This is a genomic window from Plantactinospora sp. DSM 117369 (assembly GCF_053764795.1).
Map to the genome: position 1 here is coordinate 3,913,182 of NZ_CM132446.1, position 22,410 is coordinate 3,935,591.

Annotated in this window: 19 protein-coding genes and 1 pseudogene; 11 read left to right on the plus strand and 9 right to left on the minus strand. The window is 72.0% G+C overall.

The window, feature by feature from the left end; translation table 11 throughout:
- The first annotated feature begins 54 nt into the window (after positions 1–54).
- Entirely contained in the window at positions 55–996 is a 942-nt protein-coding gene (locus ACSMXO_RS16990; protein ID WP_455418484.1) for an AraC family transcriptional regulator, read from the plus strand.
- A gap of 70 nt (positions 997–1,066) precedes the next feature.
- Here ACSMXO_RS16990 and ACSMXO_RS16995 read toward each other — a convergent pair whose 3' ends face one another.
- The 4 genes and pseudogenes from ACSMXO_RS16995 to ACSMXO_RS17010 all read right to left on the minus strand — a co-directional run.
- Positions 1,067–1,507: a hypothetical protein gene (locus ACSMXO_RS16995; RefSeq protein WP_455418485.1), complete on the minus strand. Its 441-nt coding sequence runs from the start codon at positions 1,505–1,507 to the stop codon at positions 1,067–1,069.
- Positions 1,508–1,606: 99 nt separating this feature from the next.
- Positions 1,607–3,928: a molybdopterin cofactor-binding domain-containing protein gene (locus tag ACSMXO_RS17000; RefSeq protein WP_455418486.1), complete on the minus strand. Its 2,322-nt coding sequence runs from the start codon at positions 3,926–3,928 to the stop codon at positions 1,607–1,609.
- On the minus strand, positions 3,925–4,539 hold the full coding sequence (locus tag ACSMXO_RS17005; protein ID WP_455418487.1) for a (2Fe-2S)-binding protein: 615 nt from the start codon (positions 4,537–4,539) through the stop codon (positions 3,925–3,927). Before ACSMXO_RS17005 ends, ACSMXO_RS17000 begins: the two co-directional genes overlap by 4 nt.
- Positions 4,540–4,618: 79 nt before the next feature.
- A pseudogene (locus tag ACSMXO_RS17010) lies at positions 4,619–4,846 on the minus strand (helix-turn-helix transcriptional regulator); the annotation flags it as partial.
- 6 nt (positions 4,847–4,852) lie between these two features.
- Between ACSMXO_RS17010 and ACSMXO_RS17015 the strand changes: the two are divergent.
- A complete protein-coding gene (locus ACSMXO_RS17015; RefSeq protein ID WP_455418488.1) occupies positions 4,853–5,218 on the plus strand; it encodes a hypothetical protein in 366 nt (121 codons plus the stop codon).
- Positions 5,219–5,224: 6 nt separating this feature from the next.
- Here ACSMXO_RS17015 and ACSMXO_RS17020 read toward each other — a convergent pair whose 3' ends face one another.
- Positions 5,225–6,211 carry a helix-turn-helix transcriptional regulator gene (locus tag ACSMXO_RS17020; protein WP_346256796.1) on the minus strand — a complete coding sequence of 329 codons (987 nt, stop codon included), beginning with the start codon at positions 6,209–6,211 and terminating at the stop codon, positions 5,225–5,227.
- Between the two features lie 98 nt (positions 6,212–6,309).
- On the opposite strand from ACSMXO_RS17020, the gene ACSMXO_RS17025 reads away from it, so the two are divergent.
- The 7 genes from ACSMXO_RS17025 (at position 6,310) to ACSMXO_RS17055 (ending at position 15,729) form a co-directional block, all read left to right on the plus strand.
- Positions 6,310–7,323, plus strand: coding sequence for an ATP-binding cassette domain-containing protein (locus ACSMXO_RS17025; protein WP_455418489.1), 1,014 nt, complete (start codon positions 6,310–6,312; stop codon positions 7,321–7,323).
- Positions 7,320–8,159, plus strand: coding sequence for an ABC transporter permease (locus ACSMXO_RS17030; protein ID WP_455418490.1), 840 nt, complete (start codon positions 7,320–7,322; stop codon positions 8,157–8,159). The genes ACSMXO_RS17025 and ACSMXO_RS17030 overlap by 4 nt, the downstream gene beginning before the upstream one ends.
- Positions 8,160–8,358: 199 nt before the next feature.
- On the plus strand, positions 8,359–8,862 hold the full coding sequence (locus ACSMXO_RS17035; protein WP_455418491.1) for a hypothetical protein: 504 nt from the start codon (positions 8,359–8,361) through the stop codon (positions 8,860–8,862).
- Positions 8,862–10,277 carry a hypothetical protein gene (locus ACSMXO_RS17040; RefSeq protein ID WP_455418492.1) on the plus strand — a complete coding sequence of 472 codons (1,416 nt, stop codon included), beginning with the start codon at positions 8,862–8,864 and terminating at the stop codon, positions 10,275–10,277. The genes ACSMXO_RS17035 and ACSMXO_RS17040 overlap by 1 nt, the downstream gene beginning before the upstream one ends.
- Positions 10,274–11,689, plus strand: coding sequence for a VWA domain-containing protein (locus ACSMXO_RS17045; protein ID WP_455418493.1), 1,416 nt, complete (start codon positions 10,274–10,276; stop codon positions 11,687–11,689). Before ACSMXO_RS17040 ends, ACSMXO_RS17045 begins: the two co-directional genes overlap by 4 nt.
- A 12-nt stretch (positions 11,690–11,701) precedes the next feature.
- On the plus strand, positions 11,702–12,814 hold the full coding sequence (locus ACSMXO_RS17050; RefSeq protein ID WP_346256802.1) for an ATP-binding protein: 1,113 nt from the start codon (positions 11,702–11,704) through the stop codon (positions 12,812–12,814).
- A complete protein-coding gene (locus ACSMXO_RS17055; RefSeq protein ID WP_455418494.1) occupies positions 12,811–15,729 on the plus strand; it encodes a DUF5682 family protein in 2,919 nt (972 codons plus the stop codon). The genes ACSMXO_RS17050 and ACSMXO_RS17055 overlap by 4 nt, the downstream gene beginning before the upstream one ends.
- 212 nt (positions 15,730–15,941) lie before the next feature.
- On the opposite strand, the gene ACSMXO_RS17060 is transcribed toward ACSMXO_RS17055, so the two are convergent.
- On the minus strand, positions 15,942–16,259 hold the full coding sequence (locus ACSMXO_RS17060; protein WP_455418495.1) for a winged helix-turn-helix transcriptional regulator: 318 nt from the start codon (positions 16,257–16,259) through the stop codon (positions 15,942–15,944).
- A 97-nt stretch (positions 16,260–16,356) separates the two neighbouring features.
- On the opposite strand from ACSMXO_RS17060, the gene ACSMXO_RS17065 reads away from it, so the two are divergent.
- Positions 16,357–17,130, plus strand: coding sequence for a globin domain-containing protein (locus ACSMXO_RS17065; protein WP_455418496.1), 774 nt, complete (start codon positions 16,357–16,359; stop codon positions 17,128–17,130).
- Positions 17,131–17,318: 188 nt separating this feature from the next.
- Here the strand turns inward: ACSMXO_RS17065 and ACSMXO_RS17070 are convergent, their stop codons facing one another.
- The 3 genes from ACSMXO_RS17070 to ACSMXO_RS17080 form a co-directional block, all read right to left on the minus strand.
- Positions 17,319–18,551, minus strand: a complete 1,233-nt coding sequence (locus ACSMXO_RS17070) for an RCC1 domain-containing protein (protein ID WP_455418497.1) — start codon at positions 18,549–18,551, stop codon at positions 17,319–17,321.
- A gap of 331 nt (positions 18,552–18,882) precedes the next feature.
- On the minus strand, positions 18,883–19,086 hold the full coding sequence (locus ACSMXO_RS17075) for a DUF397 domain-containing protein (protein ID WP_455418498.1): 204 nt from the start codon (positions 19,084–19,086) through the stop codon (positions 18,883–18,885).
- On the minus strand, positions 19,079–19,960 hold the full coding sequence (locus ACSMXO_RS17080; RefSeq protein ID WP_455418499.1) for a helix-turn-helix domain-containing protein: 882 nt from the start codon (positions 19,958–19,960) through the stop codon (positions 19,079–19,081). The genes ACSMXO_RS17075 and ACSMXO_RS17080 overlap by 8 nt, the downstream gene beginning before the upstream one ends.
- Positions 19,961–20,281: 321 nt before the next feature.
- On the opposite strand from ACSMXO_RS17080, the gene ACSMXO_RS17085 reads away from it, so the two are divergent.
- A complete protein-coding gene (locus tag ACSMXO_RS17085; RefSeq protein ID WP_455418500.1) occupies positions 20,282–22,366 on the plus strand; it encodes a hypothetical protein in 2,085 nt (694 codons plus the stop codon).
- Positions 22,367–22,410: the final 44 nt, after the last annotated feature.

Consider the following 22,410-nt stretch of genomic DNA (forward strand, 5'->3'; position numbering starts at 1 on the left):
GACTTCCCATAGCCGAGAATCGCATTTCCATGCGCCAGCGTCTAACCTGGCGGCGTGGATGCGCTGACCGGACTCCTCGACGGCCCCCGGGCCCGGGGCGCCTTCCTGCTCCGTTCGGTGCTCGAACCGCCCTGGTCGCTGCGGATCCAGGATCAGGCACCGCTGACCGTGGTGGTGATGGTCCGGGGCGCCGCCGTCGTGCTGCCCGACACCGGGGAGCACCGGTCCCTCCAGGTGGGGGAGGTGGCGGTGATGCGCGGCCCGGACCCGTACACCGTCGCCGACGATCCGGCGACCGCGCCGCAGGTGGTGATCCATCCCGGGCAGCGCTGCACGACGGTGCACGGCGAGAGCCTGAGCCAGGCCATGGACCTGGGCGTCCGGACCTGGGGCAACCACCCGGACGGCTCGACGGTGCTGCTCACCGGCACCTACCAGTTGGACGGCGAGATCGGTCGGCGCCTGCTCGCCGCCCTGCCGCCCCTGCTGGTGCTGCCCGAGCACGGGCGGCTGGCTCCGCTGGTGCGGCTGATCGGCGACGAGATCGTCAAGGACGAGCCCGGTCAGGAGGCGATCCTGGATCGGCTCCTCGACCTGCTGCTGGTCACGGCCCTGCGCACCTGGTTCGCCCGGGCCGAGGCCGACGCGCCGGCCTGGTACCGGGCGTACACCGATCCGGTGGTGGGGCGGGCGTTGCGGATGCTGCACCACAATCCCGCGCACGGCTGGACGGTGGCGTCGCTGGCGGCCGCGACCGGAGTCTCCCGGGCCGGGTTGTCCCGCCGGTTCACCGAGCTGGTCGGCGAACCACCGATGACCTACCTGACCGGCTGGCGGCTGGCGCTCGCGGCCGACCTGCTGCGTGAGCCGGACAGCACCGTCGCGTCGGTGGCCCGACAGGTCGGCTACGGCAGCCCGTTCGCGCTGAGTACGGCCTTCAAGCGGGAACGGGGCGTCAGCCCGCACCAGTACCGGATCGGCGCGTCGCGCGGATAGCGGAGGCGGCGCACGCGGAGCTTGCCGGAAGGCACGTCAAGCTTGCTGCCACACCCCCGGCGGTCGGCCGTCAGCGGTCGTCGCGCCGGTCGTCGAACGGGTCGTGGCCGAGCAGTTCGAGGAACGCCTCCCGGACGTCGATCCGGATCGACTCGCCGCGCGCGGCATGGTCCCGGATGTGCTGGAACAGCGGCGTCAGCCGGCGGAGCTCGTCGGCGGAGACGATGGCCACCAGCGGGATGTGGTCGTGGCCGCGGTCGATCTCGATGCTGACGATGCCGGCCGCGGGGATCGCCGAGAACCGGAACGGGCCGAGTCGGTCCACCGTCACCGTGGGCGTACCGGTGCCGCCACCGGTACGTGCCGCCCGCAGCGCGATGATCCGTTCGAGCTGGTACTGCGCCAGTTCCCGGAGTGTCGTCGACTTCTCCGGATCGTCGCGGATCGCCCGCAGCCGGCGCTCCACGTCGTCGAGTTCGGCCGAACCGTCGTCTTCCGGCGAGCCTCGCATCACCGAAGGTTATCGATCCGCCCGGTGCGGCTGTCGCACACGAGGTGCGAAAGGCGTCTCTCCGGTGCGGGGGCCGGCACCGCGGAGCGTGGTCTGCGGTCAGAGCGCCGCCACGATGCGGTCGGTGGTGATCGGCAGGTCGCGTACCCGGACCGAGATCGCGTCCGCGACGGCGTTGGCGACGGCGGCCGCCGTCGGACCCTGGGCCGCCTCGCCGGCGCCGACCGACGGCTCCGCCGGGCGATCCACCAGGTGTACGTCGACCTGCGGCACCTCGCTGAACCGCAGGATCGGATAGCTCTCCCAGTCCGCGCTGGTAACCCGCCAGCGGTCGAACCGGACCCGTTCCTTCAGTGTCCAACTGGTGGCCTGGACCGCGCCGCCCTCGATCTGGTTGCGTACCCCGTCGGGGTTGACCACCCGCCCCACGTCGACGACCAGCGTCAGCCGGCGCACCCGTACCTCGTGCTCGGCCTGCACCTCGGCCAGCACCGCGCAGTACGCGCCCCGGTCCTTGTAGCGGGCGAAGCCGATGCCGTACCCGACGTTCTCCTCGGTGCCGCGCCGCTGCCAGCCGCCGAGGTCGGCGGCGATCGAGACCACCTCCCGGGCCCGGGGGTCGGCGAGCTGGGCCAGCCGGTACGCCACCGGGTCCGCCCCGGCCGACAGGGCCAGTTCGTCCATGAAGGACTCGATGGCGAAGACGTTGGTGAACGCGCCCAGCGACCGTAGCGACGAGGAGCGCAGCGCGGTCCGCAGCGCCCGGTGGCCGTGGATCCGGCGCTCCGGGAAGGTGTAGATCGGCCAGGCGTTGCGGGTCGTCCCGCCACCGCCCCAGGCCGGTGGATCGGCCGCCGGTGGCGTCGGGCGGGACCGGTCCCGGTGGGTGGCGGCGAGCAGCCCCGGGCTGCCGGCGTAACCGGGCCGGGCGGTGTGCCCCTGGCTCCACACGTCGTAGGACCAGGTCAGCACCGTACCGTCGGCGGCGACGCCGGCCTCCACCTCGGCCACCATCGCCGAGCCGAAGGGCGCCCAGGTCAGCTCGTCGCGGCGGCTCCACCGTACGTGCACCGGCCGCCCGGGGACGGCCCGGGCGAGCAGTACGGCGTCGAAGGCGGCGTCGTCCGCGCCGTTGTGGCCGTAGCTGCCGGCGCTCTCGACGTGTCGCACGTCGACCCGGTCGGCGTCGAGTCCCAAGGCGGTGCCGATCGCCCGTCCCAGCTCGTGGATGCCCTGGCTGTGGCTCCAGACGCTGACCGCGGAACCGTCCTCGGTCCAGCGGGCGGCGCCGCAGCTCGGCGCCATCGACGCGTGGGCCAGGAATGGCCGGCTGTAGGTCGCGCGCAACCGCCGGACCACCTGCCCGGTGCCAGCGTCCGGCACGGCGTCCGGTGCTGCCTCGTCGGCACCGTCCACCCGCCCGGCGGGGCGGGTCGGCTTCGGCAGTTCGACCGGGCCAGAACCCCCGGTCAGGCCGGACCGACCTGTCGCGCCGGGTCGAGCCGGATCGCCAGGCTGACCGGCGGCGGGCTGGCCCGCCGGCCCGGGACGGCCCGGTTCGGGTACCGGGATCGACTCGGCCGGCCCGTCCCGGAGGAAGCCGGAGATGTCCTCCTCGTCGGGCAGAGTCGGCTCCTCGTGCCAGCGCGCCGTGGCGGCCAGTGCCGAGGCGGCCCGCTCGGCGTTCTCCTCGCCCTCGGCGACCACGCCGAGGAAGTCGCCGTCCCGGACCACCGCCTGCACCCCGGGCAGGACCCGCGCGGCGGCGGTGTCGACCTCGACCAGGGTCGCCGCCGGTGACGGTGGCCGGACCACCCGGCCGGAGAGCTGCCCGGGCAGTGCGAGGTCCTGGATGAAGCGGGGCCGGCCGGAGACCTTGTCGGGCAGGTCCAGCCGGGGCACGCTGGTGCCCACCCAGCGCGCCTGGTGCCTCGGCTTCGGCCGGACCGCCCCGGTCGCCTCGCGGTCGAGGTCGACCCGCTCGGACAGTTCGCCGTACGACGTGTGTCGCGAGCCGTCGGCATCGGTGATCACTCCGTTGTGGACGGCGACGGTGTCCGGGTCGAGGGCCAGGGTCGCCACGGCCTCGGCGACGAACAGCGCCCGTACCTCGGCACACACCTGGCGGACCGCGGCGCCGGAGTCGGCGACGGAGAGGCTGCCGGCGGTCAGCCCCTCGTCCGGGCCCTCGGCGGTACTGGCCGCCGCCATCGTGACGGCGGCGAGGTCGACGTCGAGTTCGTCGGCGGCGAGCTGGGCGAGCGCGGTGAGGATGCCCTGCCCGAGTTCCACCTTGCCGACCCGGACCGTAACGGTGCCGTCCCGGCGTACCGTTATCCAGCGGGCGAGCCGGGGGTTGCCGACCACGCCCCGGGGCAGCGGCGGCGCGGCCGGGGCGGGGTCCCGGCGGTCGACGCTCACCGCTCGACCGTCCTTCCGAAGCCGCCGGCACCGGCGTCGGTGTCGGCCTCGGTGGCGCTCGCCCCGCTCCTGGCATCGCTCGTGCTGGCACCGCTCGTGTCGGTGTCGGTGTCGCCAGCGCCGGTGCTGCCTTCGCCGGTGTCACCTGCGCCGTACCGCCCGGCCCGGACCACGGCCCGGACCATCCGCCGCTGTGCGCCGCACCGGCACAGGTGCCGGTCGAGCGCGGCGGCCACCGTCGACTCGTCCGGCTGTGGATGGTCGGCGAGCAGCGCCGCCGCACTGACCAGGATCCCCGAGACGCAGTAGCCGCACTGTGCGGCCTGCTCGTCGAGGAACGCCCGCTGGACCGGATGCGGTACGTCGCCGTCGGCGAGCCCCTCGACCGTGGTGACCGTCCGGCCGGCGGCCGACCAGAGCGGGATGTCGCAGGAGGGTGCGGGCCGGCCGTCCAGCAGGACGAAGCAGGCGCCGCAGAGGCCCAGGCCGCAACCGAACCGCGCGCCCTTGAGGCCGAGCACCTCCCGCAGCACGTGCAGCAGGGTGCTGTCGGCGTCGGCGTCGACCTGCCGCCGTTCGCCGTTGACGGTCAACTCGAATGTCTGTTCCATGCCCCAGGCTTCCCGGCCACGCCCCCGCGACGATGATCCACAATCGGCTGGAGCAGCCTTGCCTACGTCGGGTCCGGCGTCAACCCGATGGGTCTGGTGTGGATTCCGTGGTGTGCGGCAGCGTGCCGGCGCCGCCCGCCCGCGCGGTTCGGCGGAACCCGCCGGGAGCCGAGCCGTACGCCCGCTTGAACGCGTGCGCGAAGGCGAACTCCGAGGTGTAGCCCACCTGCCGGGCAACCGTGGCCAGCGGTGCGTCACCGTCCCGGAGCAGCCGGGCGGCGAGTGTCATCCGCCACCAGGTCAGGTACGGCACGTGCTGGTCGGGCGGGTCGAGAGTTTCGCCGAGGCCGGGCTCGGCGCGGCGTTGAGCGTGCCGCTTCCGCCGGAGGCCATCGACGCCCTGCCCGAGGGGCCGGACGAGGAGGGGCGCCGTGGCCAGCGGTTCAGCTACCTGGTCGACGCCGTCGGTGCCGACGGGCGCCGGGTCCGGGGCGTCGTGCGGGGGAGCGACACCTACGGCAGTACGGCGATCATCGCCGTCGAGGCGGCCTGCCGGCTCGTCGCGGACGGCGCCCGGCCCGGGGTACTCGCCCCGGCACAGGCGTACGACGCCCGCGACTTCCTCGACTTCCTCGCCCGGTACGGGATCCGGTGGTGGATCGGCGAGGCCGACGGGTGAGCCGGGTCAGTCGCCGGCCCCGGCCGCCGGGGCGGTCGCGGTGGCGCGCCGGAACCGCTCGCTCCACTCCCGGAGCTGGTCGGTCAGCTCGGGCGGGGAGAGCACCTCGAATTCCGCGCCGAGCGAGCCGAGCGCCATCACCGGCCAGTCCAGCGTGTCGGTGGTCATCACCATCCGGCAGTGCCGCTCGTCGACGTACTCGATGGTGGCCCAGCGGGCCAGGCGCTCCTCGACGGTGGCCAGCGGCGCCCGCACCAGCACCTCCACCCGGTACGGCGCGGGCAGGTTCTCGATCCCGGCCCGGACGAACGCGGCGGCGTCCTCGGCGGGCAGTTGCCGGGGGTGGAACCGGGCCCCGGTGCCGCGTGGATCGTTCAGCCGGTCGAGCCGGAAGCTGCGCCAGTCATGCCGAATCAGGTCGTAGCCGACCAGATACCAGCGCCGGCCGAGTGAGACCAGCCGGTACGGCTCGACGTGCCGCTCGGTCCGCTGCCCGTCCCGCGCGGTGTAGTCGAAGCGCAGGCGTTCGGTGTCCCGGCAGGACTGGGCGACGGTGGTGAGGACCGCCGCCTCGACGGTCGGCCCGCCGCCGTCGCCCCAGAACGCCGGTACGGTCATCGCGCGCAGCGCGTCGACCCGGCGCCGCAGCCGGGCCGGCATCACCTGTACCACCTTGGTGAAGGCCCGGATCGACGACTCCTGGATGCCGGCGACCGCACCGTGCGCGGCCGCCTGCAACCCGACCGCGAGCGCGACCGCCTCCTCGTCGTCGACCACCAGCGGGGGTAGCGCGGCGCCCGGGGCGAGTTGGTAGCCGCCGTCGACGCCGCGGTGCGCCTCGACCGGATAGCCCAGTTCGCGCAGCCGGTCGACGTCGCGGCGGAGGGTGCGGACCGAGACGCCGAGCCGGTCGGCGAGTTCGGTGCCGGGCCAGTATCGGTGGGTCTGCAACAGGGAGAGCAGGCGGAGGGTCCGGGAGCTGGTGTTCGCCATGCCGGCAAGTCTGCCCGACATTCAGGCCAGAAACTGGCCGCTATGCCACCTAGCGTTCGGGACATGAGACAACCGACCCTCCGACCGGGGAGCAACGAATGATCGACGCCCGCTCGCTCACCCGGGACTTCGTGGTGAGCCGCGCCCAGACCGTGCACGCCGTCCGGGGCGTCAGCCTGCGGATCGAACCCGGCGAACTGGTCGCGCTGCTCGGTCCGAACGGCGCCGGCAAGACGACCACGATGCGGATGCTCACCACGCTGATCGCGCCGACCTCCGGTACCGCCACCGTCGCCGGCCACGACGTCGTCCGCGAACCCGGCCAGGTCCGCCGGCACATCGGGTACGTCGGCCAGGGCAACGGGGCAGGGCACACCCAGCGGGTCGGCGACGAACTGCGTACCCAGGGCGCGATCTACGGCCTGGACCGGCGTGCCGCCCGGCGGCGGGCCGACGACCTGCTGGAAGCCCTCGACCTCACCGATCTCGCCAACCGGAAGGTCTCGGCCCTCTCCGGCGGGCAGCGGCGCCGGCTCGACGTGGCGATGGGCCTGGTCCACGCGCCGTCCCTGCTCTTCCTCGACGAGCCCTCCACCGGGCTGGACCCGCAGAACCGGGCCAACCTGTGGGACCACATCCTGCGGATGCGTGCCGAGGCCGCGATGACGGTGGTGCTCAGCACGCACTACCTGGACGAGGCGGACTCGATGGCCGAACGGGTCGTGATCGTCGACCACGGTGAGATCATCGCCGACGATTCGGCGGCGGCGCTGAAGGCGAAGCTCGCCGGGGACCGGATCGTGGTCACCGCCGCCGGGGACGACGCCCGACCGCTGGCCCGGCTCGTCGACCGGCTACCCGGCGCCCGGGACGTGGTCTGTGCCGGTTCACGGGTCGAGGCGCACGTCGCCGACGGGCCGGCGGCGCTGCCGGAACTGCTCCGGGCCGCGGTCGAGGCCGGGGTACGGGTCGGCACCGCCCAGGCGTACCAGCCCACCCTCGACGACGTGTTCCTCACCCTCACCGGCCGCAGCCTGCGCGAGGCCGAGCAGGAGACCCCGACCGCGCAGGGCAGCCCGCAGGACCCGCAGACCCGGAAGGACGTTCCGTGACCACCATCAGCGCCACCGCCCCGTCCCCGACCCCGGTTCCGGCGGGCGGCCGGAGCGGTCCGCTCGGCCTGCTCCGCGACATCGGCATCGTGCTGACCCGCGAACTGCGCCCGCTGCGGTACGACCCGTTCTCGGTCATCTTCGGCATGGTGCAGCCGCTGGTCTTCCTCGGCCTGTTCGGGCCGCTGCTGGTCGGCTCGCTCGGCAGCCAGGCCGGTACGACCCTCGGCGCGGGTGGGGTGTGGCAGTGGTTCGTACCGGCCATCCTGGTGATGACCGCCCTGTTCGGCACCTCGGCCACCGGGGCCAACCTGCTGTTCGAGTTCCAGACCGGTGCACACGAACGGATGCTGGTCGCCCCGTTGTCCCGGTCGTCGCTGCTGGTCGGCCGCGCGCTGAAGGAGATGGTGCCGCTGGCCGGACAGGCGGTGATCATCGTCGCGGTGATGATCCCGTTCGGCTTCCGGCTCTATCCGGTCGGCGCGCTGGTCGGGTTGGCGCTGCTCGCGGTCTTCGGCGTCGGGCTCGGCGCGCTGAGCTACTCGCTCGCGATCGCCGTACGCAAGCAGGACTGGATGTTCTGGGCCGTGCAGCAGACCCTGATCTTCCCGCTGATGCTGCTCTCCGGGATCCTGCTGCCGTTGGAGACCGGTCCGGGGTGGATGCGGGTCGCGGCGCACGTCAACCCGTTGGCCTATCTCGTCGACGCCGAGCGCGCCCTGTTCGCCGGTGAGATCGGCTCCACGACCGTGCTCTGGGGCTGGGTCGCGGCGCTGGTCACCGCCGCTCTCGGCCTGACCGTCGGGGTACGGGCGATGGCCCGCAGCGCCGCCTGAACCGGTGGCCCGCCGGGGCGGGACGGCGCGGGTCCGTCCCGCCCCGGCATCGGCTGGAGCGTCAGTTCGCCCGGTGCGACACGGGTCGCGGGCGGACATCGGCGCTGAGCTGGGCGTACGCGCTCGCCCGAACCCGGTGGCGGAAAATGTCGCCGCGGCCGTCTATCTTCTCGGGGCATCGAACGAGAAGGGCGGGGTCGTGGGAACGATCGAAGTCGGGTGGGAGCGGCGCAGCGTCGCCCGGGTGTTGCCGGCGGTACAGCCCCGAAAGCTGGCGAAGGTGCCCTTCGTCGAGCTGGCGGACGGGCGGTTGCAGGGCGTCGTGTCGAGCGGTTCGGACATCGAACGGGTCTACGTCTCGTCGATCGCCGCCGGCAGCCACGCCTTCAACTGCAGCACCAACAACAACCGCCCGTGCGGCGGGTTGCGCGGCGCGCCCTGCAAACACCTGCACGCACTGCTGGACGAGGCCACCCTGCAGTACGGCGTCGAGCGGGTCGCCCGCTACCTGCGGATCGACGTGGCCGACGGGGACTCCATCGGTGCCGACCTGGCGGACCGGCTGGACGGCAGCCACGAGCCGACACCGGCGGCGGTGGTCTTCAGCCGCTTCCTGCGGCACCTGGCCTACCTGGAGGTGCCGGACAGCATCGAGCCGCTGCCCGAACTGCACTGGTTTCCGGCGATGGGGACGGTCGACTGATGCTCGCTACCCAACTGGCCGTGCTCGACGATGTCGAGCCCGGGATCGAAGAGGCGCTCGACCTGGTCGGCGGCTTCGACGACGGCTTCACCCACGGCTTCGCCCGACTGGGTGAGCAGCCCAGGGCGGCGCTGGCCGCGCTGGCCGACGCCCTCGCGGTGACCCCGCTCGGTGACCGGGTGCACGAGGCCGTGGAGAAGGTGGTCGCGGGGTCACTCGCCGACGAGCACCTGACTGCGCTGGCCGGCGGGCGGACGGCACTGCTCGGCGCGGTGCACGACGCGCTGCTCGCCCGGCTGGACACCGCACTCGGCCGGTCCCGGGCGAGCTGGGAGGCAGCCGCGCCGGCCGATCCCACGCCGTCGGCGCCGGACAACGTGCTGGCCGGGTGCCGGTCGTGGCTTCGCGAGCTGGCCATCGCGGGCTGGCGCGGCGTCGACCACGACCTGGTCGCCGCCTCCGCGCAGACCCTGGACGCGGCGCTGGCCGTGCCGTCGCTCCGCCGGCTGGCGGTGCTCCTCGACGGACTGGCGGCCGAGCTGCGCGGCTGCTGCCCGGTGGCGACGATGGACCGGCTCCCGGCCCGGCGCTGGGCCGACCTCTGGACCCGGGCCCTGCTGCTGGCCCAGCCCGGCGGCCGGCCGGACGCCCCGGCCGCCGTCACCGTGGTCTCCGGCCGGCTGCTACCGCTCGGGGCGGACGTGCACGAGCACGGCACCGCGATCCAGGTGCAGGTGCACGGCGTGCTCGAACCGGCCGGTGGCGCCCCGCCCCGGCTGGTCCGGGCCAGCGTCTCGGCCGCGAAGGTGGAGACCATCGTCGGCCCGGCGGTCTGGCGACTGCTCGCCGGTCATCCGGTGCTGCTCGGCGCGCTCGCCCAGCGGCACGCCTTGGAGATCACCGACCTGCCGCTGCTGCCCGGTGGTGACCTGCTCTGGCGGGACGGCCAGGCCCGGCCGGCGGAGCCGGCCGACCCGTTCGCCACCGCCCGGCTGCGGCTGCCCGAGGCGATCGCACCGGCGGCCCCACCGCTGGACCGCCATCCGGTACGCATCGCCGAACCCGTCCTGCTGGAGGGCTACTCGGCCACCGCCGACGATCGGGGCGGGCTCGTCCTGGAACTCGGCGGGCAGTCCCTACCGGTCGACGTGTCCCGGCTGCCGGCCTGCGCGCCGCTCACCCCGGAACTGGTGGCCAAGTCGTCGGCCTGCCTCGGTCTGCTCCGCTGGGATGCCGGCCGCTGGCTGCTGCAACCGCTCGCCGTGCGATACACCGTGAAACGCGCGACGGCGGAGGCGCACACCGGAGACTGGGCGCTCGGCCCCACCGATCCCAAGGCGGTCAAGGCCGAGGCGAGGTCCGGCGACGCGGTGGCCGTACTCCGCGAGCGGGCAGGACGGTTGCTGCGTCGATGAACGAGCACAGTGGACAGCCGAGCAGCGCGACCCTTTCGCATGAGAACCGGCGACAGGTGCTCTACTGGCGCCTGCTGGCCCGGCTGTTCGACGCGGACGAGCAGCCGGCGCTGGAGTCGGCCAGCGTGGCGATCGTCGACGACCTCGGCCTGCCGGCGGCACTGCTGGATCCGGCGGTCTCGGTGGACACCATCGTGCAGCGCTTTCCCGATCTGGCCGCCGACCTGCGGGACCTGATGGCGCCGCCGTCCGCCGACGCAGCCAGCGATCCCGAGTCACCGGGCGAGGCCGGCCCGATCGAGCGGGTCGGCACCGCCGAGGTACGCCGGGCCGCCCTGGTGTCGAAGCTGCTGCTCAACATCTTCGCGACCGGTTCGGGCAACGTCACCGCCACCCAGTTGGCCCGCTGGCAGTCCGATGCCGGTTGGTTCGAGCAGGCACTCGGACTGGAGCCGGGGCAACTGCGCGGCGGCCGGGCCGGCGCCGGGGGCGGCCCCGGCGTGGGCACCGAGCCCGGCAACGGTGAGCTGGCCGGCGTACTGGCCGGGATCGAGGGCGACCTGGTGCGCCGGATGCAGTTGCGCGAGGTACTCGGCAACAGCGCCCTGGCCAGCAAGTTGACCCCGAGCATGTCGCTGATCGAGCAACTCCTGCGCGACAAGCACAACCTGTCGGGCGTGGCGCTGGCCAACGCCAAGGCGCTGATCCGGCGCTTCGTCGACGAGGTCGCCGAGGTGCTGCGTACCCAGGTGCAGCAGACGAGTGTCGGCACCATCGACCGCTCGGTGCCGCCGAAGCGGGTGTTCCGCAACCTCGACCTGGAACGCACCATCTGGAAGAACCTCACCAACTGGAGCCCGGAGGACCAGCGGCTCTACGTCGACCGGCTCTACTACCGGCAGACCGCCCGGCGGACCACCCCGGCCCGGTTGATCGTGGTGGTCGACCAGTCCGGGTCGATGGTGGACGCGATGGTGAACTGCACCATCCTGGCCTCGATCTTCGCCGGGCTGCCCAAGGTCGACGTGCACCTGGTGGCGTACGACACCCGAGCGCTGGACCTGACGCCGTGGGTGCACGACCCGTTCGAGGTGCTGCTGCGCACCAAGTTGGGGGGCGGGACCGACGGCACAGCCGCCCTCACCCTGGTCCGGCCGAAGATCGCCGAGCCCCGCAACACCGTGGTCGTCTGGATCTCCGACTACTACGAGTCGGATCCGCAGGGCGTCTTCGACGGCCTGGCGGCGATGCACCGCAGCGGCGTCCGGGTGATCCCGGTCGGCTCGGTCAGCAGCGGCGGCCAGCAGAGCGTGAACCCGTGGTTCCGGCAGCGTTTCAAGGATCTCGGCGCGCCGGTCCTCTCCGGCCACATCCGCAAGCTCGTTTTCGAACTCAAGAATTTCCTCAGCTAGGAGACCCCCCGAATGACCGACATGTTGCGTGCCCCCGCCGAGGTGAAGTACGCCGAGGAACTCGACTGGCTGGAGTCGGTCGACGACGGCCCCAAGCCGTTCTCCTGGCGGCTCAGCCCGCGGATGGTCCGGCTCTTCGTGCTCGGCTCCGAGCGGGCCGACGGCCTCGACCGGGAGATCTCGCAGAAGTGGTTCGGCGACCGGAGTTTCGTCGAGCGCAGCATCGTGACCCTCGCGTCGGACCGGGGCCTGCTGCTGATCGGCGACCCCGGCACCGGCAAGAGCTGGCTCGCCGAGTTGCTCGCCGCCGCGATCTGCCGCAACTCGACCCTGGTGGTGCAGGGCACCGCCGGCACCACCGAGGACCACATCAAATACTCGTGGAACGTCTCGATGGTGATCGCCCGGGGCCAGTCCCGGGAGTCGATGATCCCGTCACCGATCATGACGGCGATGGAGAAGGGCGTGATCGGACGGTTCGAGGAGCTGACCCGGTCGACCAGCGACGTGCAGGACGCGCTGATCTCCATCCTCTCCGAGAAGTACGTCTCCATTCCCGAACTCGACGACGACAACATCGTCTTCGCCCAGCCGGGCTTCTCGATCATCGCCACCGCGAACAGCCGGGACCGGGGCGTGAACGACCTCTCCTCGGCACTCAAGCGCCGGTTCAACTTCGTCCGCATCCCGGTCGTGACGAACAAGCGCAGCGAGGCCGAGATCGTCCGGTTCCGTACCACCGAACTGCTGCGCCGGCACCGGATCGAGCTGGACGTGCCGCCGACGCTGCTGGACATCCTGTTGCAGAGCTTCGCGGACCTGCGGGCGGCGGCGGCCGCGGCCGGCAGTGACGACGAGAAGCTGGAGTCGGCGCTCTCCACCGCCGAACAAATCGGGGTACTGGAGGACGCGATCCTGCACAGTCACTTCTTCGGCGACCGTACCCTGCGGGCCGCGACGCTGGCCGGCTCGCTGGTCGGCTCGCTGGCCCGGCGTACCCCGGAGGACCTGGCGATCCTGAACAAGTACTGGCACGGTGTGGTCGAGCCGCGCAGCAAGTCCGACGGCGGGTCGTGGCCGGAGTTCCTCCAGGGCGGTCGTGAGGCGATCGCGACCCTGTCATGAGCATCGAAGTAGACGGGTCCCGGGCCGGGGCTCCGGACCGGTCGGCGGGGACGTTCACCCCGCTGCGCTCGCAGCTACAGGCCGCGGCGACCGCGTTCGGCGGTGGTCCGGACGCGGTGGCCGAGATCCTCACCGGCATCGTCGACGACGTCGACCGGGCGCTGGGGGAGGAGCTGGAGATCTTCCCGGTCTGCCACCACTCACCCGCCTCCGCGCTGGCGATGGCCCGACGGCTGCGGGAGAAGCAGCCCGCGGTGATCTATCTGGAGTTGTGCGAGGACCTGCGACCGCTGCTGGAGGAGTTGCGCAACTGCAAACTGCCGGTGGCGTTGCAGGCGTTCGCCTCCGAGCTCGACGGCTTCCCGTCGGCCTGGGCACCGCTCAACATCGTCGCCCCGATCAGCGAGGCGTCGGCGGAATACCAGGCCATCGCGTACGCGCTGGACAACCCGGAGGTCGAACTGGTCCTGGTGGACCGCTCGGCGGACCACGTCTTCCAGTGGACACCCACCGAGTCGTCCGATCCGGCGGCCGACGCCGGCCCGGAGCCGGCCGACGCCGCCCCGGACGACGCCGGCGGGCAGCCGCCGGAGGAGGCGGCCCTGCACGGCGAGGCGGTCGGGATCGGCATCGGTGACCTGCGTCCCCGGTTCGCCGAACTCCGGTCCTACCTCTTGCACCACGGCAAGGTGCGGCACTGGTCCGAGTGGTGGGACCAGTACGTGGAGCAGCCCCTCGCCGACGCCGACTACGACACGTACCGGCAGGTGATGGTGTTGATCGGCAGCCTGTTCCGGCGGCTGCGTCCACCGGCCGGCCCCGGTCACGACGACCGCGACGAGGACCGAGAGCGCTACATGTGGACCCGGATGCGCCAGCACATGGCGGCCACCGGCGTCGACCGGTCGCGCTGCCTGTACGTCTGTGGCGCCTTCCACGCGGCCAGCCCGGTCGAGGAGTTCGGCACCGCACCCGGCACACCCGACTGGGAGATCAGCCCCCGCACCGGCACCCGGTGGCTGTACGGGCTCATCCCGTCCAGCCACTCGGCGATCGAGCGGCAGTTCGACCTCGCCCCCGGGTCGGTCTCGATCGCCCAGGCCGGCTGGGCCAAGGCGGTCGGCCGGGGCGGCGTCACGCCGTACCACCTGGCCGGGCAGGTGGCGGGCCGCAAGCGGGGCAGGGCGAAGAAGCAGGTTCCGGCACCGGCGGCACCGGCGCCGGTCACCGACCGGCTCTCGGGGTTCCTGTCCCGACCACCGGTGCTGGACGACGTCGACGAGGCGGAGCTGCTCGGCTGGTGCGTCGACATCGTGCGGCTGGCCCGCCGCAACGGCTACCTGGCCAGCACCGCCGACGCGATCGCGGTCTTCGAGACCTCGATCCTGCTGGCCGGGATCCGCAACCGGGCCCGACCGACGCCCTACGACTTCGCCGACGCGGCGGTCACCTGCATCGAGAAGGACGTGGTCCCCGGCCGGCGGGACGTACGCCGGCTCTGCGACATCCTGCTCGGCGGCGACCGGATCGGCCAGGTCGGGTACGATGCCCTGCCGCCGCTGGCCCGGGACGTCTTCGACCGGCTGGCGCCGCTGGGGCTCGCCCTGGAGACCCGCACCATCCAGCGGGCCCTGCTGGACCTGACCGCCCGCCCGGAGCTGGCGTCCTGCTCGGACCTGCTCTGGGTGCTGCACCGGCTGCTCCCGGACGGAGTCGTCCGCCCGATCATGGGGGAGCGGCGGCTCGGGGAACGCTCCATCCAGGAGAGCTGGGATCTGGGCCTGGGCCGGCACCAGCGCGCGGTGATCGAGCTGGGATACGAGGGCATCACCGTCGAGCAGGTGCTGGAGAAGCGGCTGCGCCGCTCGGTCTGGGCGCCGGACGCGACCGCCGCGGCGGCGCTGGCGGCGGTGGAGGACGCGATCCTGTTCCTGCCCAGCCGGCGGTTCGTCGACGAACTCGGTGCGCGGGCGGTCGAACTGCTCTCCGCCGAGCGGACCGTGGACGACGCGCCGGAGGTGCTGCGCCGGATCCGCCGGCTGCTGGCGCACTACCGGAACACCGAGCCGGAACTGCCGGCCTGGTGCGAGTCCTTCGTCACCACCGGGTACGCGCACTACTGCACCCTGCTGCCGACGGCGTTCGTGGACGACGAGATTGGGGTACGCCAGGTCGGTGCGATGCTCGGCTTCCTCTTCTCCATGGAGAGCCTGGCGTTGTCCCTCGGTTGCGACCGTGCCCAACTGGAACTGGCGGTGCGGCAGTCGCATCCGGAGGCTCCGGCGAAGGTGGCGCTGCTCTGGGCCGCCCAGTCCCAACTGGGGCTGCTCACCGTGGCACAGCTCCGGGCACGGTGTGCCGAGCTGTTGACGAATCCGTTGGTCGTCCCGGCGTTCCCGCACTATCTGAGCGGCTTCGTGCAGGCGCTGGAGCCGGTGCCGTCGCTGGCCTCGTTCGTCGTGGAGATGATCTCCGAGGCGTTCGCCCAGCTGCCGGATCCGGTGCTGCTGCCCTGGCTGCCCAAGCTGATCACGACGTTGCGGGAGCAGGCACGGGAGCTCGTTCCGCTGCTGGTCAGGGAGGCCGGACGAACGTTCCCGGGCAGTCTCGCCGCGCTCGACGCGTGGGTGCCGCCGTGGTCGACCGACCCGACCGCGCCCGCCTCGGCGCTGCCGGGCGACGGGGCGGGCGGTACCCCGGTGTCGTCCTGCGGGCCAGCGGTCGGGTTGCTGCGTGACCATCCGGCCACCTGCGACGCCGTTGCCGAGCTGTTCGGTTGCGATACCGGCTGGCAGCCGGCGGGGCCTCCGGCGGGCGGGTCACGGTCGAGCGAGGCGGCGGTGCTGCTGGACACGCATCCGGCGACCACGTCCGCCGTCGCCGAGCTGCTCGCCGGGACGGCCGGCTCCCGGTGAACCGGTGAACCGGGGCCGGTGCCGGTGCCGGAGGACGTGATATCGGTGGTCGATGCGGCCGCTGTAGAAGCCAGCCGATCGAACGGGCGGTGACGATAGCCGCTTCGATCTCCTGTCGGCTGCAGCGGCCGCGAAAAGGCCCAGTGCCAACAGCGGCCACCGCCTCGATGTGGTGAACACCGCCACCGGCAGGGCGACGAGGGGCGCGGCCTCTACCGAGCTGGTACTCCGACGACCGCGCCCGTACGCGCGGCCCGCGTGATCCCCCAGTCGTACAGCGCCTGAAGCACCGGTGCCAGGCTGAGACCCTCCTCGGTCAGCCGGTACTCCACGTGCGGCGGGTTCGTGCCGTGGTCGTCGCGGGCGACGAGTCCGTCGGCCTCCAACTCGCGTAGCCGCTGGGTCAGCATCTTCTCGCTCACCCCGGGCATTCGGCGGCGTAGCTCGCCGTACCGGTGTACGCCCTCCTTGAGATGGGCCAGGATCACCGGTCGCCATTTGGCGCCGATGACATCGACGGCGAGTTCCACCGGGCAGCCGTATCGTTTGCGCGTCGAAGGGCCCGTCGAAGCACGCACCGAATGGTGCGTACTTGTCCTTTCCGGGTCCGGATGCTGGGCTCTGTTCATGGTGATTGAGTACATCAGGTACCGCGTACCGCCGGAGCGGGTGGGCGGGTTCGAGGCGGCGTACGAGCGGGCCGCCGAGATTTTGCGGACGGCGCCGCAGTGCGTGGACTACGAGCTGAGCCGCTGTCTGGATGATCCCGCCTGCTATGTGCTGCGGATCAGGTGGACGTCGACGGACGACCACCTGCGTGAGTTCCGGGGCGGCCCGCTGTTTCCGAAGTTCCTCGCCGAGATCAGGCCGTATGTCGAGGACATCGAGGAGATGCGGCACTACAGCGGTACCGCGGTCGTCGGCTCCGGTGGCGCCGCCCCCTCCGTACCGCCGTCGCTGTACGAGTGGGCCGGCGGCTCGGACGTGTTCGCGAAACTGTGCGACGCCTTCTATCGGCTGGTCCGCGCCGACGAACTGCTCGCGCCGATGTTCGCGCGGATGGACCCTGAGCACCCCCGGTACGTGGCGCTGTGGCTTGCCGAGGTCTTCGGGGGACCGACCGCCTACACCGAGGGACGCGGCGGCTACCGCCACATGCTCGGCAAACACCTCGGCAGGGCGATCAGCGAGGTACAACGCCGACGGTGGGTCAACCTGATGATGGACGCCGCCGACGAGGTCGGCCTCCCGGACGATCCGGAGTTCCGTGCGGCCTTCGCCAGCTACCTGGAGTGGGGTACCCGGCTGGCACTACAGAACTCCCAACTCGATGCGGACCCGGTCCGGGAGGCACCGGTACCACGTTGGGGCTGGGGCGTGGCCCCGCCGTACCAGGGCTGAGTCGTGCCGCTGGCTCTGGTGGGCGCGCTCGTCGTCGTCCGCCTCGACGACATCGCCGCACTGTTTCTGCCCGCCACCGTCTCGCCAGGAGCGTGACGACCGGTCCACCGCCATGCCGTCGACCTGGTCGCCGCCTGCGGATCAGCGGCACAGGTCGACGGCATGGCGTCGAAGTGCGGTGGTTACGGTCAGCCCGGCAGGGTCAGCTGCGCCGGGGTCGACCGCTGGGTGGTGGTGCCGTCGCCGAGCTGTCCCGACGTGTTGTTCCCCCAGCACCACAGGCTGCCGTCGCTGCGGACCCCGCAGCTGTGATAGCTGCCGACGACGGCGCTGGTCCAGGTGGTGGCGGTGCCGACCCGGGTGGGGGCGAACCGGTGGGTGGTGGTGCCGTCGCCGAGCTGTCCGGCCGTGTTGTTGCCCCAGCACCACAGGCTGCCGTCGGTGCGGACCGCGCACGGCGCGTCGTTGCTCGTGTTGACCCGGGCCCAGGTGGTGGCGGTGCCGGCCTGGACCGGGCTGGTCCGGTAGGGGCCGGTGACCCCGAGCTGTCCGTACCCGTTCTCACCCCAGCACCAGAGGGTGCCATCGGCGCGGACCGCGCAGGTGAAGGTGTATCCGGCTGTCACCCCGGTCCACGTCGAGGTGCCGACCTGGGTCGGAGTCGTCCGGTAGCTCAGGGTGCCGAGACCGAGCTGTCCACTCGAACTGTCACCCCAGCACCACAGGGTGCCGTCGGTGCGGACGGCGCAGCTGTGCCCGCGGCCGGTCGTGACACTCGCCCAGTTGGTCGCCGTGCCGACCTGCATCGGGGTGGTCGTGCTGGAGACGGAGGAGCCGACACCCAGCTCCCCGTTGCGGTTGATCCCCCAGCACCACAGGGTGCCGTCGGTCCGGACGGCGCAGGTGTGACTGGTGCTGGCGCTGACACTGGCCCAGGTGGTGGCGGTGCCGATGCGTACCGGGGTGTTCCGGTTCGTGGTGGTGCCGTCGCCGAGCTGGCCGTCGATGTTGCGGCCCCAGCACCACAGCGTCCCGTCCGTCTGTACCGCGCAGGTGTAACTGTGGCCAGCGTCGATACTGGCCCAGGTGGTGGCGGTGCCGATGCGTACCGGGGTGTTCCGGCTCGTGGTGGTGCCGTCGCCGAGCTGGCCGCTGTAGTTGCCGCCCCAGCACCAGAGCGTTCCGTCGGTACCGATCGCACAGGTCTGCGCGTAACCTGCGGCGACGCTGGAGACCGCCGGGGCGGCGAGCGAGGCGTTCAGCGGGCCAGGCTCGGCCGGACGGACCCCTGCGGCGGCCGCGCCTACTGTCACTCCGATGGCGAGCGCGGCGATTCCGGTGGATATCGCCGCCCCGGTGATGATGGTTCTCGTCGCACGCCGCCATCGAGTCCATGCCCGACCATCATGATCTTTGCTCACGTACTGCTCTCCCTTGACGATGTCGGTGCCTGGGACGGTGGAGGCGGCATTGCCCTGGTGGGTCGGCAGCGACTCACCAATTCATAGCATCGATCTTCGTCATTGACTAGAGACAATGTTGAATCCCTGGAGCAGTTCTGTGGGATATGGAGCCGCAGGTCGGCATTTTCCCCTATTCGTCCGCTGATCGGACACTCAGGTCGGCGGCCGTTCGGCCGGCCTCGGCGAACGCAGCTCAGCTCACGTCGCGTCGCCTCCGGCCGCCCCGCCGGAGCGGGCCGGCACCGCCCCGGCCGCCGGGTGAGCGACCGGGACGTCGTGGACCGGGCGGTCAGAGGGTGCGGGTCGAGGTCTTGACTCCCGCGACGAAGGAAGACCAGGTGTACGGCGGGAAGGTGAGCACCGGTCCGCCGGGATCCTTGCTGTCGCGTACGGCGACGACGCCGACCAGGTTGTCAGCGACCTCGACACACTCGCCACCGTTGTCGCCGCTGCGCGTGCTCTTGCGCCACGTGGCGCCGGTCAGGTTAGCCATGATGGACCTCCGCAGCGATCTTCTCGATCATGTGTATTGATTGTCCCTCATCCAGTGCAAGAGCGGTCAGCCCGCTCCAGACGGTTTCGTAGGCGGCCAACTCGCTTGGCCGATCAAGATAGAGAGCCCCGGTCAGTGACTCGCAGTAGATGACTGGCGGCTCCGGGGTGTTTCGATTGCCGGCTGGGAAGTTCAGCATCACAAAGGTGCCGGCGACGGCGCCATGATGCAGCCCGATGGCCAGCGGCAACACGCGGATAGAGACGTTGGGTCGAGCGTCGACCCTGAGTAGGTGGCGAAGCTGAGCTGCCATCGTTTCGCGGCTGCCGACGATCCGCAACAGGGCAGCCTCGTGGATGATCAGCTCCACCCTGGGTGGAGATGGCAGGCGGCGGTTTAGCAGGGACTGTCGTTGCAGTCGAACCTCAACGGCCCGGTCTAGCTCCTCCTGACTGATCATCTGCTGATGTTGATAGACCGCCAGCGCGTACTCTCTCGTCTGGAGCATGCCCGGCACCATCGCGTCGTAGAAGAAGCGCAGTCGCGAGGAGGCGGACTCCAGGCCGACGTACAACTCGAACCACTCCGGGATGGCGTCGCCGTACGCGTGCCACCAGCCCTTCGCCTTGGTCTGGCTGGCCAGCCCGACCAGCGCGGTGACCAGGTCCGGCCGCACGTCGTAGAGCGCGCACATCGCCTTGACGTCAAGCCCCCGGACCACCCCGAGTCCACTTTCGATCCGCCAGATCTTCTGTCGGCTGCACTCCAGGGCGTCGGCCGTCGCGTCCAGGGTCACGCCGGCCTCGGTACGCAGTTGCTTGAGGGTGCGCCCGAGTTGGCGGCGGGGCACGGTCGAGCCCATGTCCTCGGTCATGTGATCACTTCCCACGGTCGATTCTGCAACATCCTGCCGCCTCCGGTGAAACGTCTATCTGTTTCCCACAAATAAGTCAATGGCTGCCGACTGTTTCTCGCGAGAATTGGTTGCCAGCCACACCGCACAGGCTACAAGATGGCGTGCGAAAGACGACCGTCCAAACAGTCTCTCGCATCGGCTACCGTGCCGGTCGACAAATCATCGGCGAAAGGATGCTGCTGTCGTGCGCGCAATTGTCTGTCACATCCACTCCGCCCGCCGCCACCGCAGTGACCGACATGGACAGGCGGAGAACCGGTCCGCTCGGGATGTACGACGATGACCCGGCCGAGCACCGACGACCGGGCCCTCGTCACCACCTGCCCGAGCTGCGACGGGCTGACCTTCATCCTCACCGCCTGCGCCTGTCTGGAGTACGGCGATCGGCTCCTGGTCACCGACGAGCCGGCGCCCCGACGGCCGTACCGGGATTGCCGGGTCTGTCGCGGCCTCGGCCGGGTCGGCCGTCCCTGCCAGCGGTGCGGGCAGCGCGGGGAGCGGCGGGCGCAGCTCGTGCTGACGGTGGCCAACCTGGACACCGGTGAGGTCGCCTCGGCCAGCGTCGTCCCGGGCGCGGTCACGCCCCGCCCGGCGCCCGACGGCGGCTGGCAGTTGCCGCTGTCGCCCCTGGTCGGCGAGCTGGCCGAGGCCGTCGGCGCGGCCACCTGGGCAAGCTGTTCCGGCGGCGCGGTCACCTGGACGAGCTACTCCCTTGGCGTGAGCACCCGGTCGAGCTGTTCCGGGCGGCCGGCCGCAGCCCTCGCGGTGCGGCTGCCCGACGAGTGGAGCCCCGAGCTTCCCGACGACCAGCGGTCGGCATTGCAGAGCCGGGCCATCGCCGGCTATCCCGGCGAGAGCTGGCAGGTGTTCCTCGGTCGCAGCGTCGCCCCACCGCCGGTCGCCCCGCAGCGGCGACTCGACCAGCTCCGCGCCCTCGCCGACCGGCTCTGTCTCGACCTTGTGCTGGAGGCTCGTCGGCTCTGCCACGACGACCTGCTCTGGGACGTCCGGTTCGACCTGCCCGGAGCGGCGGTGCCGGCGAACCTGCGGGGCAGCGCCGCCAGTCTGGCCGACGCGCTCGGCGACGTCACCGTGGCGTACGCGATCTCCGGGCTCGCGGCGCGCGGGATGGCCGCGCCCGCCCGCTATCTCGTCCCGACCGCCGACCCGGCCCCGGGTCCGGCCCGCGACCTGGCCCAGATCGAGCGTCGGGTCATCGCCGACTGCACCGACCTGCGCAGCGGAGAGTCGCTGCCCGGCGCGTGCGCGATCTGGCGGGACGGGCACTGGTGGCACAGCAGCCTGCGGGTCGCCGGTCACCGCGATCGGTTGGTCGAGCGGGAGACCGGACAACTCGTACACCGGCGCACGGAACTGCTGCGGCGGGGCTGGGAACCGCCCGACCCGGCCCGGTTGGGTGACACGATCCCGTGCACCCCCTGCCCGGACTGCGAACCGGCCGAGGGCCAGCGGGTCTGTCCGTGCGCCGTCGATGCCGCCGCCGATCCGGACTGTGCCGGCTGCGGCGGCAGCGGCCTGCGTAGCGGGGTGTCGAGCTGCCACACCTGCCGGGGCAGTCGCCGGAGCTATCAGGGACTTGTCGTCACCCTCACCGATCTGGCCGACCAGGTCACCCACCTGACCTGGCGGGCTGGGGATGTCGCACCCGCGTCGCCGGTCGGACTCCGCGCCGACGGCACCCCGGTGGTCCAGCTTCCCGACCGGTTCCGGCTGGCCGGCCATGCCGCCGCTTTCGGCGTACGGCCGGATGACCTCACCGAGGCCGACGGCGGCTGGCCGGTCGATCACGAACTGTGCCGTGGGATGGTCTCCGGTGAGGTGACCGGGGTCGAGCCGTTGACCCGCTATCTCGCCCAGGCTGGCCGGGGCAGACCCGGCGCTCGGCTGATCGTGTCGGCCGCACCACCCGAGGTGCCGGCACTGCCGCAGTTGATCCGGCTCGCCCACGGCCTCGGCCTGGCGGTGGAGGTCTCGGTACGCGACGACCGGTCGCCCGCCGACAACCCGCTCCGGACCCAGGGCCTCTGCTGGCGCGCCGAGATCACCGTTGCCGACCCGGCGCGGGCGGCAGCGGCCGAGGTCGTCTTCCCGAGCCGGCCGACCCTGGCCGGCGCGATCGCCTACGCCCTCGACTACCTGCCGAGCGTGCTGGCCGAGGCGGTACCGGACGAACCGACCCGACCGATCGCGACGCCGTGCTCCGGAATGTCGGAGCCGATCGCCGATCCGGAGCCGATGCTCCGCCGGCTCGGCGCGGACCATCCCGGGCGGTGGGTCACGGTCCGCTTCGGTCCGGCCGGCTCCCGGATCGAGGTGCCAGAGCAGATCGACCCGCGAGAGTGACTACTCGGCAGGCGCGGCCTGCTCCGAGGAGCCGACCTCGGACG